Source organism: Rhodococcus sp. GQ147, assembly GCF_059759155.1.
Genome location: NZ_JCAXDU010000010.1, coordinates 131,582 through 150,624, shown reverse-complemented (window position 1 = coordinate 150,624; position 19,043 = coordinate 131,582). Strand labels below are relative to the sequence as shown.

15 protein-coding genes are annotated in these 19,043 nt (G+C 66.8%); 4 read left to right on the top strand and 11 right to left on the bottom strand.

The features are described 5' to 3' along the window. Positions 1 to 43 precede the first annotated feature (43 nt). The 3 genes from AC6CID_RS13660 (at position 44) to AC6CID_RS13650 (ending at position 3,389) form a co-directional block, all read left to right on the top strand. Positions 44 to 493 carry a helix-turn-helix transcriptional regulator gene (locus AC6CID_RS13660; protein WP_033097561.1) on the top strand — a complete coding sequence of 150 codons (450 nt, stop codon included), beginning with the start codon at positions 44 to 46 and terminating at the stop codon, positions 491 to 493. Positions 494 to 498: 5 nt separating this feature from the next. After that, positions 499 to 909 (top strand): VOC family protein, encoded by a 411-nt coding sequence (locus AC6CID_RS13655; RefSeq protein WP_498354071.1) that lies wholly within the window; start codon positions 499 to 501, stop codon positions 907 to 909. A gap of 80 nt (positions 910 to 989) precedes the next feature. Further along, positions 990 to 3,389 carry an ATP-binding cassette domain-containing protein gene (locus AC6CID_RS13650; protein ID WP_064852579.1) on the top strand — a complete coding sequence of 800 codons (2,400 nt, stop codon included), beginning with the start codon at positions 990 to 992 and terminating at the stop codon, positions 3,387 to 3,389. On the opposite strand, the gene AC6CID_RS13645 is transcribed toward AC6CID_RS13650, so the two are convergent. The 9 genes from AC6CID_RS13645 to AC6CID_RS13605 form a co-directional block, all read right to left on the bottom strand. Beyond that, positions 3,379 to 4,620, bottom strand: coding sequence for a benzoate/H(+) symporter BenE family transporter (locus AC6CID_RS13645; RefSeq protein ID WP_006553150.1), 1,242 nt, complete (start codon positions 4,618 to 4,620; stop codon positions 3,379 to 3,381). The two genes, AC6CID_RS13650 and AC6CID_RS13645, sit on opposite strands and share 11 nt — an antisense overlap. Positions 4,621 to 4,632: 12 nt before the next feature. Then, positions 4,633 to 7,362: a helix-turn-helix transcriptional regulator gene (locus tag AC6CID_RS13640; protein ID WP_498354070.1), complete on the bottom strand. Its 2,730-nt coding sequence runs from the start codon at positions 7,360 to 7,362 to the stop codon at positions 4,633 to 4,635. Beyond that, positions 7,359 to 8,702 (bottom strand): MFS transporter, encoded by a 1,344-nt coding sequence (locus tag AC6CID_RS13635; RefSeq protein ID WP_200358905.1) that lies wholly within the window; start codon positions 8,700 to 8,702, stop codon positions 7,359 to 7,361. Before AC6CID_RS13635 ends, AC6CID_RS13640 begins: the two co-directional genes overlap by 4 nt. Positions 8,703 to 8,801: 99 nt before the next feature. Then, positions 8,802 to 9,599, bottom strand: a complete 798-nt coding sequence (locus AC6CID_RS13630; protein ID WP_498354069.1) for a 1,6-dihydroxycyclohexa-2,4-diene-1-carboxylate dehydrogenase — start codon at positions 9,597 to 9,599, stop codon at positions 8,802 to 8,804. Continuing rightward, positions 9,596 to 11,215: a benzoate 1,2-dioxygenase electron transfer component BenC gene (gene benC / locus AC6CID_RS13625; protein WP_019288829.1), complete on the bottom strand. Its 1,620-nt coding sequence runs from the start codon at positions 11,213 to 11,215 to the stop codon at positions 9,596 to 9,598. The genes AC6CID_RS13630 and benC overlap by 4 nt, the downstream gene beginning before the upstream one ends. 32 nt (positions 11,216 to 11,247) lie before the next feature. Then, entirely contained in the window at positions 11,248 to 11,751 is a 504-nt protein-coding gene (gene benB / locus AC6CID_RS13620; protein WP_006553155.1) for a benzoate 1,2-dioxygenase small subunit, read from the bottom strand. 14 nt (positions 11,752 to 11,765) lie between these two features. After that, complete coding sequence (benA, locus tag AC6CID_RS13615; RefSeq protein ID WP_498354068.1) at positions 11,766 to 13,139, bottom strand: benzoate 1,2-dioxygenase large subunit; 1,374 nt, start codon at positions 13,137 to 13,139, stop codon at positions 11,766 to 11,768. A gap of 322 nt (positions 13,140 to 13,461) precedes the next feature. Then, entirely contained in the window at positions 13,462 to 14,454 is a 993-nt protein-coding gene (locus AC6CID_RS13610) for a 2Fe-2S iron-sulfur cluster-binding protein (protein ID WP_498354067.1), read from the bottom strand. Positions 14,455 to 14,456: 2 nt separating this feature from the next. Beyond that, positions 14,457 to 15,668 carry a cytochrome P450 gene (locus AC6CID_RS13605; RefSeq protein ID WP_498354066.1) on the bottom strand — a complete coding sequence of 404 codons (1,212 nt, stop codon included), beginning with the start codon at positions 15,666 to 15,668 and terminating at the stop codon, positions 14,457 to 14,459. 165 nt (positions 15,669 to 15,833) lie between these two features. Here AC6CID_RS13605 and AC6CID_RS13600 point away from each other — a divergent pair, with 165 nt between their 5' ends. Then, a complete protein-coding gene (locus AC6CID_RS13600; RefSeq protein WP_112320135.1) occupies positions 15,834 to 16,757 on the top strand; it encodes an AraC family transcriptional regulator in 924 nt (307 codons plus the stop codon). 77 nt (positions 16,758 to 16,834) lie between these two features. Here the strand turns inward: AC6CID_RS13600 and AC6CID_RS13595 are convergent, their stop codons facing one another. Together AC6CID_RS13595 and AC6CID_RS13590 are read right to left on the bottom strand one after the other, a co-directional pair. Beyond that, the gene (locus tag AC6CID_RS13595; protein ID WP_024102360.1) at positions 16,835 to 17,329 is read right to left on the bottom strand and encodes a hypothetical protein; all 495 of its coding nucleotides are present in this window, start codon (positions 17,327 to 17,329) and stop codon (positions 16,835 to 16,837) included. A 90-nt stretch (positions 17,330 to 17,419) separates the two neighbouring features. Continuing rightward, complete coding sequence (locus AC6CID_RS13590) at positions 17,420 to 19,033, bottom strand: 4-hydroxyphenylacetate 3-hydroxylase family protein (RefSeq protein WP_006553161.1); 1,614 nt, start codon at positions 19,031 to 19,033, stop codon at positions 17,420 to 17,422. Positions 19,034 to 19,043 lie beyond the last annotated feature (10 nt).

Here is a 19,043-nt window from a genome sequence, read left to right as displayed (position 1 = left end):
CGACGACAGGATCGAGGCGGCGCATCGTGGCACGATCGGACCCGTGCCCGGTAAACCCGTCACCGATCAGCGTCTGCGCGACCTCGCGTTGCTGCGCCGCGTCCGCGACCGCATCGACCGCGAGTACGCCCAGCCCCTCGACGTCGAGGCCCTCGCCCGCGGCGTGAACATGTCCGCCGGCCATCTCAGCCGCCAGTTCAGGCTCGCGTACGGCGAGTCGCCCTATTCGTATCTCATGACCCGGCGCATCGAGCGGGCCATGACGTTGCTGCGACGCGGCGACCTCACCGTCACCGAGGTGTGCTTCGAGGTGGGCTGTTCGTCGCTCGGCACCTTCAGTACCCGGTTCACGGAACTCGTCGGCGTGCCCCCGAGCGTGTACCGCAAGCAGGCGGGCGAGGAGACGAACGGCATCCCGTCGTGCGTGGCGAAGAATGTCACCAGACCGATCAGGAATCGAGAAGCGCGGACGGGTCCGCCGGTCATACCGTGATCGGCATGGACATCACCATTCACCAGACATTCCTTCCGCACACCGATCCCGAGGCGTCCCTCGCGTTCTACCGCGACACCCTCGGCTTCGAGGTCCTCAACGACGTCGGTTACGCCGGGAAACGCTGGATCACCCTCGGCCGCAGCGACACTCCCGGCACGTCCCTGGTGCTGTACCCGCCGGACGCCGACCCCGGCATCACGGAGGAGGAGAACGCCACCATCGCCGAGATGATGGCCAAGGGCACCTTCGCATCGATCATCCTCGCGACGAAGGATCTCGACAGGACGTTCGAGCAGCTGCAGGCCGGCGACACCGAGATCGTCCAGGAACCCACCGACCAGCCGTACGGCGTCCGCGACTGCGCTCTCCGCGACCCCGCGGGAAACATGGTCCGCATCCAGCAATTGCGCTGACCGATCCCACGATCGGCCTTACTCTCCGATCGTCGCACCCGTTCCGCCCCGCATCCGTACGACCACTGGAGTCTTCGAACATGACCTCGACGAAGGACACACCGGCACATGCAGCGCACGTCGCCGACACCCACGATGCGATCCGGGTCCACGGAGCGCGCGTGAACAATCTCCGCGACATCAGCGTGGAGATCCCCAAGCGGCGATTGACGGTGTTCACCGGTGTCTCCGGCTCGGGCAAGAGTTCGCTGGTGTTCAGCACGATCGCCGCCGAGTCGCAGCGCCTGATCAACGAGACGTACAGCGCGTTCGTGCAGGGATTCATGCCGACCCTGGCCCGCCCGGACGTCGACGTGCTCGACGGCATCACCGCGGCGATCATCGTCGGCCAGGAACGGATGGGATCGAATCCGCGCTCGACAGTGGGCACCGCCACCGATGCCAACGCGATGCTTCGCATCCTGTTCAGCCGGGTTGCGGAGCCGCACATCGGTCCGCCCAACGCCTACTCGTTCAACGTGCCGTCGGTGCGGGCCAGTGGTGCGGTGACGGTGGAGAGGGGCGCCGGGAAGACCCAGGCCGAGAAGGTGACCTTCAACCGGCTCGGCGGCATGTGCCCGCGATGCGAGGGCAAGGGCAACATCTCCGATTTCGACCTGACCGTGCTCTACGACGACGGTCTCTCCCTCAACGAGGGCGCCCTGAAGATCCCCGGCTACAGCATGGACGGCTGGTACGGCCGGATCTACCGCGGCTGCGGCTTCTTCGATCCCGACAAGCCGATCGCGAAGTTCACCAAGCGGCAACTCCACGACCTGCTCTACAAGGAACCCACCAAGATCAAGGTGGAGGGCGTCAACGTCACCTTCGAGGGCCTGATCCCGAAGATCCAGAAGTCGTTCCTGTCCAAGGATCTCGACGCGATGCAACCGCACATCCGTGCGTTCGTCGAGAAGGCCGTCGTCTTCTCCACATGCCCGGACTGTGAAGGGACGCGTCTCGCCCCCGAGGCGCGGTCGTCGAAGATCGACGGCAGGAGCATCGCGGATGTGTGCGCGATGCAGATCAGCGATCTCGCCGAATGGGTGCGCGGACTGGATCTTCCGCAGGTTGCCCCGCTGCTGAAGAACCTTTGTCATCTGCTCGACTCCTTCGCGGACATCGGGCTGGGATATCTGTCGCTGGATCGTCCCACCGGCACCCTGTCCGGCGGAGAATCGCAGCGCATCAAGATGATCCGCCATCTCGGATCGTCGCTGACCGATATCACCTACGTCTTCGACGAACCGACGATCGGCATGCACCCGCACGACATCGCGCGGATGAACAACCTGCTGCTGCAACTGCGCGACAAGGGCAACACCGTGCTCGTCGTCGAACACAAACCCGAGGCCATCGCGATCGCCGACCACATCGTCGATCTCGGCCCGCGCGCCGGCACCGAGGGCGGACAGGTGGTCTTCGAGGGCACCGTCGACGAACTGCGGCGTGCCGACACCCTCACCGGTCGTCACCTCGACGACCGGGCGTCGCTGAAACCGACGGTGCGCACCCCGAGCGGAGCCCTGAAGGTCCGCGGCGCAGACACGCACAACCTGCAGAACGTCGACGTCGATATCCCGCTCGGCGTGCTCGTCGTGGTGACCGGCGTGGCCGGATCGGGCAAGAGTTCGCTGATCCACGGTTCGGTGGCCGACGGCGACGGCGTGGTCACGATCGACCAGAGCCCCATCAAGGGCTCGCGTCGCAGCAACCCCGCGACCTACACGGGTCTTCTCGAACCGATCCGCAAGGCGTTCGCGAAGGCCAACGGTGTCAAGCCGGCCCTGTTCAGTTCCAACTCCGAGGGCGCCTGCCCGACCTGCAACGGCGCCGGTGTCGTCTACACCGACCTCGGGGTGATGGCCACCGTCGAATCGGTTTGCGAGGACTGCGAGGGCAAGCGCTTCCAGACCGCCGTGCTCGACTACACCCTGGCGGGGAAGAACATCGCCGAGGTGCTCGCCATGTCCGTCGCGCAGGCCCAGGAGTACTTCGCCGACGGCGAGGCACGCACCCCGGCGGCGTCGAAGATCCTGCAGCGACTGTCCGACGTCGGCCTCGGCTATCTGCGGCTCGGCCAGCCCCTGACCACCCTGTCGGGCGGTGAGCGGCAGCGGCTCAAGCTCGCCACCGCGATGGCCGAGAAGGGGGAGACCTACATCCTCGACGAACCCACCACGGGCCTGCACCTCGCCGACGTCGAACAGCTGCTCGGTCTGCTCGACCGGCTCGTCGAGTCCGGCAAGTCGGTGATCGTCATCGAACACCACCAGGCCGTGATGGCCCACGCCGACTGGATCATCGACCTCGGTCCCGGCGCCGGCCACGACGGTGGACGCATCGTCTTCGAGGGCACCCCCAGCGAACTCGTGGAGGAGCGGTCGACGCTCACCGGCGAGCATCTCTCCGAGTACGTCGGGGTCGGGGTCAGCGGCTGAAGTCCGGACGCTCCATCAGCCACGACACGGCCACACCCGCGACGAGCCCCCAGAACGCCGCGCCGATGTTCCAGACGGTGATGTTCGAGGCGGTGACCACGAACGCGACGAGCGCACCCATGGTGTGCTTGCTCGCGAACCCGGCCACGAAGGCGCCCTGCAACGCTTTGAGCATCGCCAGGCCGCCGAGAGTCGCGACGAACGAGGCGGGCGCGGCGATCATCCACCGGACGAACAGCGGCGCGAACAGTCCGAAGACGATCGCCAGCGTCCCGCATGTGATCGCCGCGGTGTACTGACGGGACCGTTCGCCCGACGACACGAGCAGCGCGTTGGTCGGTCCGGTCAGACAGGTCGACACGGCGCCGACGCACGCGGCAAGGAAGGACCACAGTCCGCACGCGATCGCCGAGACGTTGACGGGCGGATTGTGCCCGGCCGAGCGCAGCACCGCGATGCCTTGCCCGTTCTGCACGACCAGCACGGTGATCGCGAGCGGCACGACGAGTTCGAGGATCGCCGACCACGTGAACTGCGGGGCGGTGAACACCGGTGCGGCGAAGACCGCGCTGTCGGTCCCGGACGGTGAGAACCGGCCCGACAGCGCGACCGCGCCCACCCCGGCGAGCAGGGCTCCGAGGATGGGAGGCATCCACTTACCTAGGACCGCAACGGAACTGAGCAGGAGGAAGACGATCACCATCGGTGCGGCGATGGCGACGTCGGCACCGAGCGCCGAAACCAGATCGATGCCGAACTTCAGGAACACCCCCGCGACCATCGCCATGACGATGGGCATCGGCAACGCTTCCATCACTCGGCGCACCAGTCCCGAGGCCCCCAGTACCGTCACGAGGGCCGCTGTCACGAAGAATGCGCCGACCACCTCCGCCCAGCTCAGGTGGGTGAGCGACCCGCCGACCAGCACGGTGCCGGGGATGGTCCAGAAGAACCCGAGCGGTTGCCGGTAGGCGACGCTCATCACGATGGTGAGCAGCCCGTTGAGGGCGAACACCCCGAAGATCCACGACGCCAACTGCGGTGCGCTCAGCCCGCCCGCGGCGCCGGCGGCGAGGATCACGGCGACCGGTCCGGTGCACGAGAAGACGAGCCCGATCAAGCCGTTCGCGGCGTATCGTGGGCCGAGATCCCGGAGTATCCCGCGCGGTCCGACGACGGGACGCACGGGGCGTTCGAACAGATCGGTCTCGGCGGTGGGGCGATCGTCCACGGCGGTCAATGATCAACCTCGATCCTGTTGTCGGAACTTCGCGGCGAGCTCGCTGCGCGAGCGGATGCCGAACTTCGAGTACACGCGGGTCAGGTGGTACTGCACGGTCTTGACGGACAGGAACAGCTCACCGGCGACTTCCTTGTTGGTGCGGCCCGACGCGACGAGTGTGGCCACGGCGCGTTCCTGCGGAGTGAGGGTCGTGAAATCCGAACGCGGGGTCTCGGTCTCGCCGTCGCCGGTACGAAGACCACCGGCCTTGAGTTCCCGGTCGCAACGTTCCACGTACGAGACGGCGCCGAGCGACGCGTACAGCTCACGGGCGGTGCGGATCACCGCGTCGGCGTCGCGGCGACGCCCCGCGCGGCGCATCGTCTGGCCGTACGCGAAGTTGATGCGTGCACGGTCGTAGGGCAGTGGCAGCGTGTCGATCTCGTCGAGTGCGTGTTCGAAAGCGTCGCGGGCGGCGTCGATGTCGCCGCGGGCTCCGAGGATGCGACCGCGCACGTAACCGAGGCGGGCCTTGGCGGAGCGGTGACCGCGTTCGGCGGCGAGTTCCTCGTGCGGCCGCAGGAATTCGTCCGCTTCGTCGACGCGTCCGGTGATCACGAGGGCGTTGCCGTAGAGATCCGGCCACGGCCAGTGGCCGGGTTCGTCGACGGCGCCCCGCTCGCGCATGGTGACGATCGGTTCCAGATAGCGCAACACGCTCGTGTAGTCGGAGACGACCTCGGCGCACTGCGCCAGACACAGGCAGGCCGGTACGAACATGAGCGGGTAGTCGTTGTTCCCGGCGCGGGCACGGTGGGCGTGTTCCCGTGCCGCGGTCCAGTTCCCGCGCAGCGCCTGGACCTGGGCGCCGGTCCAGTGGACGAGCGGTCGGAGCAGATCGAGTTGTGTCGCGTCGAGCTGCGCCGCCGCGCGATCGACGGTGCGCAGCGCGTCGGACCACGCACCGAGCGCGAATTGTGTTCGCGCGAGCCAGGCCTGCGCCCACAGCGAGATGCGCAGCGACCCGCCGCGGAAGATGGTCGGTTCGGCCGCCTCGAGTTCGGTCCGGGCGAGATCGGGCCGGTCGAGCACCAATGCGAGCCACCCCTCGGCCATGCGGATGCGCTGGCTCTGCGCTCCGAGCCGGATGACATCGGACAGAGCCGAATACGACTCGACGGCCTCATCGACGCGACCGGTCATCGCCAGCCCGAGTCCGCGGATGGCCCGGGACTCGACGACGGGTGGAGCCGTCTCGGGGAGGGTGTCCGCGGCACGATCGGCCCACAGGACAAGATCGTCGCCGCGCAGCCGTGCCAACGAATGCAACACCATGCGTTGCGAAATCGTGGCGGCGAGTTCGGGTTCGGATTCCGGATCGTCGAGCATCGACCACGCTTCGGTTAGAAGGTGGTGCGCTTCCGCGGCCCGCCCCCGCTGGATCGCGAGATAGCCGAGCACGGCGTTGCGCATCGGTCCGCTCGGCACGCTCTCGATCTCGGGGACGAACGTCTGGGCCTGGGGCAGGTCGGCCGCACCGGTCAGTGCGTCGACACCGCGGATCATCCTGCGGGTCCGTAGTTCTCGGTCGAGAGTGATACGGCTCGCGGTGATGAGCGCTTCGGCCGCTTGGGACCAGGCGCCGTCGGCGGCGCATCGCCGGGCGTAAGCGTCGAGGTCGGCGGCGAGTTCCTCGTTTCCGGTCGGTGTCGCGGACACCAGGTGGAACAACCGGGCGCCCTCGTCGTCGACGAGCGAAGCGGCCCGCGCGTGCAGGCTGTGCCAGCGGGCCGGGCCGATCTCGTCGGCCACGGCGGCGCGGGTCATGGGATCGGGGAACGACAACGACACCACGCCCCGCTGTTCACGCATCGTGAGCAGACCGAGCCGGTGGGCCTCGTCGAGCGGCCCGGTCGTGTCGCCGACCTCGGCGAGTTCGGCGACGAGCGCGAGGGATTCGGTGGCTCCCCGTGTCGCGGCGGTGTCCAGGACGGCGACCGATTCGACGAGCGCGCGCGTGTCCGGTGAACACCGGGCAAGGATGCGACCCACTTTCCCCGCGTGTTGTCTCGGTGCTGGGAAACGCGCCTGCCAGCGGTGCCATTCGTCGCGAGGGATCTCGTCGAGAAGCTGCAGGATCGAGCGGGTGTTCCCGAGCGTGTGTTCCTGCAGGCGACGCGCCGTCCACGCGGACAGGTCGACGCCGATGCGATGCAGTGCGAGTTGCGCGACATCCGGGGGCGCCAGCGCGCCGACGTGGAGGGTGTCCACGCGGTGGCTGTTCGAGAGGAGGTCGGCGGTCGCCGGGGCGACATCGTCGGGAAGCACGTCGGGCACGATCCAGATCATGAGCAGGGGACGTCCGTGCGCTCGCCTCAGCGACGACGACAGCGACTGCAACGACTCGGCATCCGCGTAGTGCGCGTCGTCGACGACGATCACCGTCGCGTCGTCGATCCGGTCGAGGAGCGTGCGTGCCGCCTCCACCGGGTCGCCCGCCGTGACAGTGTCACCGAGCAGCTGTTCGAGCACGGACCACGGATGGCCGGCTTCCCAGCGGGCCCCGGTCGCGTCGTGTACGGCGAGGTCGTCGTGGCGAGCGACGAAATACGAAACGAGGGAGGATTTCCCGACGCCGGACGCCCCCTCGACGAGGACCAGCGAGGGGACACCCGCGCGGGCTTCGTCGAGGAGGCGTTCGAGTTGCAACAACTCGGAGTTCCGGCCGATCAGCACAACGTTGTCCGTCACACATCCACGGTAGTCGGCACGGGGCGATCGGAACTGCGGACCGGCGAGACGGACTGGACCGGGCGGGGCACGAACCACGTGACCAGACCACCGGCGAGCGCGATACCCGCGAAGATGTAGAAGTTCACGTTGTTCGCGAAGCCCGCGCCGATGAGAAGACCTCCGATGACCGGGCCGACGATGCCGCCCAGGCGGCCGAAGCCGGCGCACCACGCCACACCCGCGGCGCGGGCGGGGGTGTCGTAGTAGTTGGACACGAACCCGTAGATGAGCACCTGGGTGCCGATCGTGCCCGTACCGGCGATCGCGACGGCGGTGAGCAGCACCGGCAGCGGGAAACCGAGCGTGAGCAGCACGAGGGCCACGGCCGCGAGGAAGAAGGTGGTGACGATGACGGACTGCGGTCCGCGGCCGTCGGCGACCTTCGAGGCGAGCAGGCCGCCGAGGATGGCGCCGCCGTTGAGGACGAGGAGGAAGGCGAGCGAGCCGTTGGCGTTGTAACCGGCGTCGGCCATGATCTTCGGCAGCCAGGTGTTGAGGCCGTAGGTGAGCAGCAGACCGGCGAAGCTCATCATGCCGAGCAGTCCCGTACCGAGGGCGTACTTGCGGGTCGCGAGTGCCGCGAAACCGATCTTCTCGGTGGAAGCGACAGGTGCTGCGGACGGCAGCGGGAAACCGAACTCCTCGCACACACGCTGCGCCTCGTCGGAGCGTCCCCGCGACTGCAGCCAGGCGGGCGACTCGGGAAGCTTCATCAGTGCCAGCGGGAGCAGGATGAGCAGCGGCAACGCGCCGATGAGGAACAGTCCGCGCCAGCCGATCGCGTCGCGCAGCAGGATCGCGAGCAGCGAGGCCATCACACCGCCGGCGGGGACACCGCTGTAGACGATGGCGTTGAACAGGTTGCGCTTGCCGGGCGGAGCGAACTCGGCGACCACGGCTCCGGCGGTGGCGACGAGACCGCCGACGCCGATGCCGGTGAAGAAGCGGAGCGCGCCGAACATCGTGATGCTCGTGGAGAAGGCCGCCGCACCCATGCCGACGGAGAACCAGACGATGTTGATCAACATCATCTTCCGGCGGCCGACGCGGTCACCGAACGCACCGGTCAACAGCGCGCCGACCATGACGCCGATGAGCGCGTAGGAGCCGAGGGCACCACCCTGCTGGGCAGAGATCTCCCCGAGCTGGGTCGGATCGGCCATCAGGGTCGGAAGGACGGTGCCGTACACGACGAGGTCGTAGCCGTCGAAGATGATCGCGAGGGTGGCGAGCGCGACGATCCAGATGACGCTGCGCCGATGTTGTGGACTGGCCCAGGTCTGCGTGGCGTGGGGCATGCGTTGCTCCGGTCTGTGGGTGGAGTCACAAGAGGATTCGGGGAGAAAAGTGGCCTCACCGGGGGACTGGCGCCTCCGGTGAGGCCGAGCGAGGGGCGGTCAGCCCAGATCGCCGCCGGCGACGGGAAGAACCGTGCCGGTGATGTAGGAGGCCTCCTCGGAGGCCAGGAAACAGATCGCGGCGGCCTGCTCGTCGAGCGTGCCGTACCGCTTGAGCAGGGAGGAATCGACGGTCTGGTCCACGATCTGCTGGTACCAGGACTTCTCCTGCTCGGACTGCGGCGACGGACCGCGCGCGATCCGCCGCTCGGGAGCGACGGTGCCGCCCGGGGCGGTCGCCACCACGCGGACCCCGTAGGGGGCGAGTTCGAGGGCGAGCGACGCGGTGATCGCGTTGACCCCACCCTTCGCCGCCGAATACGGCACGCGGTTGACGCCGCGGGTCGCGACCGACGAGACGTTCACAATCGTGCCGGCGCGTCGCTCGATCAGATGGGGAGCGGCGGCGCGACACGTCCACAGAGTGGGGAACAGCGACCGCCGGATCTCCTTCTCGATCTCCTCCGGCGCATAGTGCTCGTACGGCTTGGCCCAGATCGTGCCGCCGACGACGTTGATCAGCACGTCGATGCGGCCGGTGGTGCGGACGGCGTGGGAGATCGCCTCCTCCGCGCCCTCGAAGGTCTCGAGATCCGCCGTCACCGAATGCGCCTTGCCGCCCGCCTCGCGCAGCTGCTCGGCCACCTCGTGGACGAGATCCGCGCGGTCGACGAGCACGACCTCACCGCCCTCGGCGGCGATGCGGGTCGCCACCGTGAGACCGATGCCCTGCGCGGCGCCGGTGATCGTCAGGCACCGTCCGTCGAACCGGCCCGGGAAGATCTTCGTTTCGATCATGAGGAGACACCTGCTGGGGCACCGCTGGCGATGGCACGACGCATCGTCTCCTTGGCGTGCTGCGAGTGGACGACGATCAGGTCGCGCGCGGCGGCCTTGTCGCCCTTCTCGAACGCCTCGACGAGCTGCAGGTGCTCGTCGACGATGTGCTCCTCGATCCACTGCGCGTCGCGCAGGACCTGCTTCATCAACCGGGTGACCTCGAGCTTGTTGTAGGCCTCGAGCAGCACCGGGTTGGTGCAACAGCGGAAGAGGAACTCGTGGAAGGCCGCATTGGTGTCGGTGAACGCCGCGGCGTCGGTGAAGTGGTCGCCTTCGACCGACGCGCCGGACGCCTCGGCGAGGATGCGGAACTCGACGAGCTGCTCCGGCGTGAGCCGGCCGATCGTGAGTTCGACGACCCCGAGTTCGAGGGCCATGCGGGCGTCGAACTGCTCGTCCGATTCGGCGACGGGCGGATGCTCCTCGCCGATCTCGTAATTGCCGGGCTCGGGGTTCTCGAGCACCACCGGACGACCGGTCTCGGCGGCAGCCTTCTCCGCCGCGGCCTTCTCGGCGTCGGTGGCAGCGGGTGCGGTTGCCCCACCCGGGGTGGCCGAGGTGTTGAACTTCTCGAAGTAGAAGTTCGTCGGCTCGATACCGTTCTCGGACAGGTGGTTACGCACCGCCTCCACCATGGGCGGCGGACCGCACAGGTAAATGTCCACATCACCGTCGTTGAGGTGCGACGGCTCGAACAGACCCGTCACGTATCCCTTGTTCGGGGCGGACGACGCTTCGTCGGCGACGCAGTAGTCGAACGTGAAGTTCGGCAGCCGCTTCGTGTACTCCTCGAGCGCGTCGAGTTCGACGAGATCGTGATCGAAGGTGACACCGTAGATCAGGTGCACCGGCTGGTCCGAGCCGTCGGCCTCGATCTTCGACAGGATCGACAGCAGCGGCGCCAGGCCGGTACCGCCGGCGAGCAGCAGCGACGGACGCTTGCGCTCGCGCAGGAAGAAGCTGCCGAATGGGCCGGTGAACTCCAGGGTATCGCCGACCTGCGCGCGGTCGCGCAGGTACTCGGACATCAGACCGTCCTCGGTGATCTTCACGAGGAACGCGAGCGAATTCTCGTGCGGGCCGGTGCTGAACGAGTACGAGCGGGTCGCCGGCTTACCGGTGCCGTCGTCGCTGCCGGGCACGCCGATGTTGACGTACTGACCGGGCAGGAACACCAGATCGTCACGGTTGTCGATCTCGACGGTGAACCCGACGACGCTCTCGGAGTAACGGCGCAGATCCGTGATGGTCGCGCTGTACGAGGCGGCCGCGGTCTTCGCGACATCGGAGGTGCTCGCGATCTGCACCACCAGATCGGATTCCGGCATCATCTGGCACGGCAGGCAGTAACCCTGCTCGGCCTCTTCGTCGGTGAGGGCGTCCTCGATGTAGTCGCCGCCGTCGTAGCTGCCCGATTCGCAGAAGGCCTTGCAGGTTCCGCACGCGCCGTCGCGGCAGTCGAGCGGAATGTTGATGCGTGCCTTGTACGAGGCGTCGGCGACGGTCTCGTTCGGGTTGACCTTGATGAAGCGGGTGACCCCGTCCTCGAAGCTCAATGCCACCTGGTAAGCCATGGCACGTGCCTCCTTTCGTGATCGGGGTGGAACTAGACGACGTAGACGTCGACGATGTGGTGGATGTAGTCGTTCTTCAGGACGATCTTCTTCTTCTTGATCACCGGCTGTGCGCCCGAGACATCGAGGGTGAGGAAGGTGGTCCCGAAGTAGGTGTCGGTGGTGTTGTAGCGGAAGTACAACGAGAACCAGTTGTGCCGCAGGTCGATTTCGGTGCCGCGACGCTCGAGGATCTCGACGTTGGTGATGTTGTGTCCCGTGCGGGGTTCGGGCAGCGAGGTCGCCGACGAACGGTCGGTGCGGATGCGGAACACCCGGTCCTCGAGGCCGCCGCGATTCGGGTAGTAGATCAGCGAGATCTCGGTCTGCGGGTTCTCGGTGAGAGCACCGTCGTCGTCCCAGGCCGGCATCCAGTACTCGGCATCGGGGTGGTAGCACTCGAGCCACTGCTCGAACTCGCGGTCGTCGAGCAGTCGGGCCTCACGGTAGAGGAACTGTTCGATGTCGGTCTGCGTGAATTCGTGTACGGCAGTCATGATTCCGGTTCCTCTCAGAGCGCGGACGGGTCGGCGGCGGAACTCTCGGCGGCGATGGCCTCGCGCATCGCTTCGAGCCAGTAGCCGTGCTGGATCGGGTACAGGCCTTCGTCCTCGGTCTTCACACCGCTCGACAGCACCTTCGTCATGCCGAGATCCTGAGCGACCTCGTCGGGTCCGTTGAGGATGTGGGTTGCACCGCGGCTCATGTCGTTCCAGGGCGCAGCCGATGCGAGGTAGGTCTTCTGGCAGGAGCGGAACTCCTCGAGATCATCCGGGGTGGCCATGCCGGTCGCGTTGAAGAAGTCCTCGTACTGACGGATCCGGTTGGCGCGGGACTCGGCGCTCTCACCCTTCGGTGCGATGCAGTAGATCGTCACCTCGGTCTTGTCCACGGAGATCGGGCGGAAGTGCCGAATCTGCGAGGAGAACTGGTCCATGATGTACACGTTCGGGTACAGGCACAGGTTGCGCGACGCGCCGACCATGAACTCGGCCTTCTTCTCGCCGAACTCCTTCGCGAGTTCGTCCTTGCGCGGGTACAGCGGACGGTCCTCGGGGTTGCCCCACCACATCCACAGCAACAGGTGGCCGTGGTCGAACGAGTAGTAGCCGCCGCCCTGCTTGCCCCAGGTGCCGGCGTCCATCGCCTTGGTCTCGTTGCTGGACTCACCGGCAGTGCGGCGCGCGGTGGTCGCGGCATAGTTCCAGTGGGTGGCCGAGACGTGGTAACCGTCGGCGCCGTTCTCGGCTTGCAGCTTCCAGTTGCCGTCGTAGGTATAGGTGGACGAACCGCGCAGCACCTCGAGGCCCTCGGGGGACTGGTCGACGAGCATGTCGATCATCTTCGTGGTGTCACCGAGGTGGTCCTCGAGCGACTTGGCGTCGGGATTCAGGCTGCCGAACAGGAAACCGCGGTAGCTCTCGAAACGAGCGACCTTCCGCAGGTCGTGGCTGCCGTCGGTGTTGAACTGCTCGGGATAGCCGGCGTCGCGGGGATCCTTGACCTTCAGCAGCTTTCCGTTGTTGCGGAACGTCCAGCCGTGGAAGGGGCACGTGAAGGTGGTGCGGTTGTCGGTCTTGCGACGGCACAGCATCGCACCGCGGTGGCTGCACGCGTTGATCAGGCAGTGCAGCTCGCCTTCCTTGTCGCGGCTGATGACGACGGGCTGGCGGCCGATATACGTGGTGAAGTAATCACCGACGTTCGGGACCTGGCTCTCGTGGGCGAGGTACACCCAGTTGCCCTCGAAGATGTGCTTCATCTCGAGTTCGAAGATCTCCTCGTCGGTGAAGACGTCACGGCGGATCTGGTACCGCCCGGTGCTCGGGTCTTCGACGAGTGCGCCGTCGAGGCGAGTGCGCACGTGCTCCACGATGTCGGTCATGGGATCCTCCAGGTATCGGCTTCGTTCCCGGGACGGACAGGGCGTGTCCGACGCGGCCGAGCCTGTACTGAAGATTCGTGGTGACCGGGGTCTTTCTCCGGTCCGGCTCGACGCGATGTGTCCGGCGATATCTCCACGATGACAGCCTGTGGCTACGGTCACACCAGGCAAATACCTAGGGATACCTAGGACCCCTGGGTGGGGGGTCGAAAGGCCCTCGAGCGACCGGAGGCGGAAAGACCCCTCGACACGGCCGTACCGCTCGTGCGCATCGCGATGCCGGAGCAGCGCGTGCGTACGAGCGGTACGGGGATGAGGGTATTCAGCCGGCCGGGGTGAACCGTTCGCGATGGATGCGTCGCGGCGACATGCGGCGACGCTTGAACGCCTTCACTGATGCCTCGACGAACGCGTCCGATCCGCAGATGTAGCCGGTGAACTCCTTCGCGGACGCGACGTCCTCGAGGAAGGCGTCGGTGACGTATCCGTCGCGGTCTCCGCCGCTCTCCCTGCTCACGCAGGTGATGTAGCGGAAGCCGGGATGGCGGGTCTCCAGTTCGCGGAGGAAGTCGACGTCGTACAGGTCCGCGCAGGTACGGACCCCGTGGTAGAGCAGGATCTGCCGGTCGGGGACGAGGGAGAGCGCCTGCCGGACGATGGCCTCGAGCGGGGCGAGGCCCGTCCCACCGCCGAGCAGGACGATCGGGCCGGTGCCCTCCAGGTCGAAGGTGAAGTCGCCGTACGGGCCGGTGACGGTCACGCGTTCACCCACGTCGATGCGCTCGAAGACCCATTCGCTCGCGACTCCACCGGGTTGCCGGCGGATGTGCAGTTCGAGCTCTTTGGCCTCGGAGGGCGGATTCGCGAGTGAGTACTGCCGTCGGATCTCGGTCCCGGGAACTGTCACCTCCACGTACTGCCCGGCCGAGAACTCGAGCGGTTCGTCGGCGGTGAGCAACACCTTGCGTGTGTCGGCGGCGATGTCGCGTACCTCGGCGACGGTGACGACGACGTCGCGCAGCACGTGCGTGCCGGCGGGTTCCTCCGTTGCGGGGGTCTCGAAGGCGACGTCGCCGCGCGGGGTGGCCTGGCACGCGAGGACGAATCCGGCCGCGAGTTCGTCGGCGGTGAGCGTCTCCTCCGGCGAGTTCCGATGATCGAGTTCGCCGTCGAGGACCTTGATCTTGCAGGTGCCGCAGGTTCCCTGGTTGCAGGAGTTGGGCATCCAGTTGCCGTTGCGCAGGAACGCTTCCAGCACCGTCCGACCGGGTTCGCAGGGAACGACGCCGGTGCCCGCGGTGAGTGTGTACGGCATGGTCAGATCTCCCACCGGGCGTGCAGGGTCTTCGGGCCGCGGAAACCCCAACCCCAGAATTCGACGTCCTCGGAAGTGTCCCGCTCGAGATTGGGGATGGTCTCGAGCAGTTCTTCGAGACCGATGCGGCTCACGTTGTTCGCGAAGTAGATTCCCGCGCAGGCATGCTTGCCGGCACCGAAGGCGAGGTGGGGGAGCGGCGGGCGGGTCAGGTCGTAGCGGCTGGGGGCGTCGAACACGTCGATGTCGTGGTTCGCCGACCCGTAGGACAGCATGATCACCGACCCTTCGCTGATCTCGATTCCTGATACGACGGTGTCGCGCTTGGCGATACGTGCGGTGCCGGACCAGATCGGGGCGGTCCAGCGCATCCCTTCGGCGATCGCGCGGGGGATGAGTCCCGGTTCGTCCACCACGGCTTCGAACTGTTCGGGGCGGGTGAACAGGCCTGCCAGGGTGGAACTCATGGCGTGTCCCGGTTCCTGCATGGCGCCGAGGAGGAAGACGTACAGCGTCGGGTAGATGTAGTCGCGGTCCCGCGTCTGCCCTTCGGGCATCCCGTCGTGCAGCCAGTGCGAGATGGCGCTGTCGTCGGGATGCTCGATCCAGTGGTCGATCAGCGGGTCGACGACGGAACGGATCTCCTCCTTGGCGCGGTCGCCCTCGTCGAAACGTTCCTGGTTCAGAAAGTTTCCGTCCTCGTCCATCGCTGCGTTGGTGAACGAATCCGACAGTTTGTGGAACCATTCGCGCAGTTTGTCCGAACTGACGTCCTTCAGTCCGAGGAGATCACCGAGCGACCGCACACTCACCGGCTCGCAGAACTGGGCGACGAGATCGGCCCTGCCGTCGGACTCGAACGCCTCGACGTAGCGTCGTGCGATCGGGCGGACGAGATCCTCGATCCAGCGGTCCACCTCGGCGGGCTGGAGGGCGGGTTCGACCATCGACCGCAGGTCGCGGTGGATGTCGCCGTTGACGCCGATGATCGCGGGATGACCGAAGGTGCGGCCACCGGCGGGGGTGATGATGCCGTCGAAGTCGTCGCCGGCCGCGACCGCACGGCACGCTTCGGTCGTGGACGCTACGTAGGCGCCGAGGACGGGCACGAAGGCGACCGGAGCTTCGGCGCGCAAGCGCTCGTAGACCGGGTACGGATTGCGCTCGAGTTCTTCCATGGTGATCTCGTCGAGCCACGAAAGGGTGCTGGTCATCGGTGTACCTCCGGGTCGGGAGCCGTCCGGCGACGGCCGGGCCGTTGTTGACGTGGCCAGGACCATACGAGTCGGCCGACGGGCCGGTCGATGCACATTGCGCGGTCCCTGGACGAATCACGCGACTATGTGATCCAGGTCTCGGAAGCGGTTAGTCTCGAAGGCGTGAGTGTGCCCGAGATCGAGGACTGGGACGACGCCTCGCGCGTCGTGGCGGACGTGTACTTCCCGCACCGATTGACGGACCTCGGAAAGGTGGATCGTCCTGAGCTCGAATTGGTCTCGGCCGATCTCGGAGGTGTCACGATCGGTCGGATGGGCTGGGGAGCGGACGTCGCGATCGAATGCGAGTATCCGGGCGCCTACGAGGTGAACATACCGCTGAGCGGGCGGCTCGAATCGCGGGGGCGCTCGGGCACCGTCGTCTCCGAACCCGGCTCGGCGACAGTCTTCCGCGCGGACACCCCGTCGCTCATCACACGGTGGGACGCCGAATGTTCGGTCCTCGGAATCAAGTTCGATCGAGAACATCTCGAACGCGAAGCGGACCGCATTCTCGGTGGTCCGTTGCGGTCGCGCCTCGAACTTCCCGACCGCCTCGATCTGCGGGGGTCGGCGCAGGAATGGCACCGTCTCGTGGCAGCGCTGAGCGAGCAGCTCGCCGGGCCGACCCGGGTGCTCACGAATCCTCTCGTGTCGGCCCAGCTCGGCGGTGCGGTCACCACGGCCTTCGTCCTGGCGGTCGCGCCGGCCGACGAAATGTCACCGGCACCCCGCCCGGGCATGGTCCGGCGGGTGTTGAATGCTCTGCAGGAGGATCCGGGTCGTGTCTGGACGGCAGCCGACATGGCGGAGATCGCCGGAACCAGTGTGCGCAGGTTGCAGGAGGCGTTCTCCGAGTACGTGGGCAGCAGTCCGTCCGCGTGTCTGCGCGACATCCGGCTCGATCGCGCCCACGCGGATCTTACTGCCGGGGGAATCACCGTGGCAGATGTGGCTTTCCGGTGGGGTTTCGGCCATCCGGGGCGTTTCGCCGCCGCCTTCAGGAAGCGGTACGGCGTCACCCCTACGGAAGTCCTGCGGGGCTGAACGCATGCGGATTCGGACGCACGTATGCGGGTGACGACCTCGTGGTCGTCACCCGCTCGTGCGTCCTCCCGGACGGCTCAGCCGAACCAGAGGATGGGTGTGGGCCGATCGAACGAAAGCTCAGGGTAGTCGTCGTCCGCGACCGGCGTCCGCAGCCGCCGCTCGACGTAGTCCAGACCGTTGCTGCGCATGTATTCGATGCAGGACACCGTGTACCCGACGGAATCCGTGCGCGTACTGACGATGGGGCGGAACAGATTGGGGAAGCCGTGCACCGTCAGGGCATCGCGCTCGAGCGCGGCGCCGTCTCGGCCCTGCAGTGTGAGGCCGCCGTGCCCGTCTACGACGAACTTCGCTCGGCCGACGACGGTGCCGCCGATGAGGATCTCCCACCGATGGTCGATGTCGTCGTAGCGGACGGCGCTCGCGGTGCCGATCTCGTGGACCGCCAGCCGTAGTTCGTCGCGCAACCGGGCCGAGACCCGCTGGGAGGCGAAGGAGCGTCCGAGGACTACCGCGTCGAATTCCGGTGCAGGGGGATGGGACACGGAGGTCGAAGCGGTCGTGGTCATCTCGGACGCTCCTTCGCGGTGGGTGGAGGTTGGGGGCCGCGCGCGGACGGGCAGGAGAACGGAGATCATCCGCCCGCGCGCGGGAGTCGGTTACTTGTAGAACGCGCTGACGTCGGAGTTGCCGATCAGGTCGGGCACGGTCCAGCCGTCGAGGTCGTACTCACTCATGAACTGCTCCGCGAAGCCCTTCATGGAGGCGACGTCACCGCGGCTCTCGGCGGCGAACAGCAGCTCGGCCTTGACGTTCTCGTGGTTGCCGGCATAGTTCCGTTCGTACAGTTCGTGGCGGCCACCGAACTCGGAGCCGATCGAATCCCACAGTGCCTTCATGACCTTCACGCGGTCGACCGCCTGGATGCCGTCGGAGCCGCGGACATACTTGTCGAGGTAAGGACGCACGTCCGGGTTCTTGAAGTCGGCGGCGGACGAGGGCAGGTAGATCAGGCCCGAGGCGACGTCCTGCTCGATGATCTCCTTGATGCGCGGGTAGCCCTGCATCGCGAACATGCGGTAGGTGAGGCCGTATTCGAGCTTGGGGATTACAGTGCCGTCGATCCACGGCTCCGGGTTGTTCACCATGGAGTCGGTGAGCGACCAGAACAGGTTGCGCCAGCCGATGACCTCACCGACACGGGTCTGCACGCCGCGGAATCCGCCGGCGCCGGTGGCGTCGAGAGCCTTCATGAGGAGACCGGCGATGAAGTCGAGCTTGACCGCGAGTCGCGTGCAGCCCTGCAGCGTGAAGCGCTGGAGGAAGCCGGAGCCGCCGAGGAAGTTGTTGATCTTCTCGACGTCCCCGTACATGAAGACGTTCTCCCAGGGCACGAGCACCTTGTCGAAGATGAAGATCGCGTCGTTCTCGTCCATCCGCGAGGAGATCGGGTAGTCGAACGGGGAGCCGACGATGTTCGCGTTCTGAGAGTAGGAGGCGCGCGAGATGAGCTTGATGCCGGGTGCGTCCATCGGCACCGTGCAGATCAGCGCGAATTCCTTCTTCTTGATCGGCAGACCGTAGTGAGCGATGAAGTTGTAGTTCGTGATGGCCGAGCCGGTCGCGACGACCTTGGCGCCGGAGACGATGAGGCCGGCGTCGGTCTCCTTCTCGACCTTCATGAACACGTCGCCGACCTGGTCCGGCGGTAGCTGACGGTCGACCGGCGGATTGATGATCGCGTGGTTCCAGTACAGGACCTTCTCCTGCGACTCGCGGTACCAGCGCTTCGCGTTGTCCTGGAAGGGCGAGTAGAACTCGTCGTTCGCGCCGAGCGTGCCGAGGAAGGACGCCTTGTAGTCGGGGCTGCGGCCCATCCAGCCGTAGGTCAGCCGTGCCCAGGTGGCGATGGCGTCGCGGTCGGCCCGCAGGTCGTCGGCGGACTTCGGGGTGCGGAAGAACGGCATGGTCACGCCGCCGTTGCCGGTGTCGGTGGGGGCGGTGAGGGTGTTGACGTGCTCACCGGTGTGGAGGGCGTCGTAGAGGCGCGCCGTCATCCGGATCGAGTTGCGGAAGGCCGGATGGTTGGTGAAATCCTTGACTCGCTCACCGTGCAGGTAGATCTCGCGACCGTCGTCGATGGAGGCGATGTACTCGTCGCCGGTCATGGGGCGGGAGGCGAAGTTCTTCTGCTGGTTGGCCGGGGAGTCCGCGGCGACGTTCACCTTGGAACGATCGAGGGTCTCCGAGGGCCGGGGTTCGGTGGTGGTCATGAAATTTCTC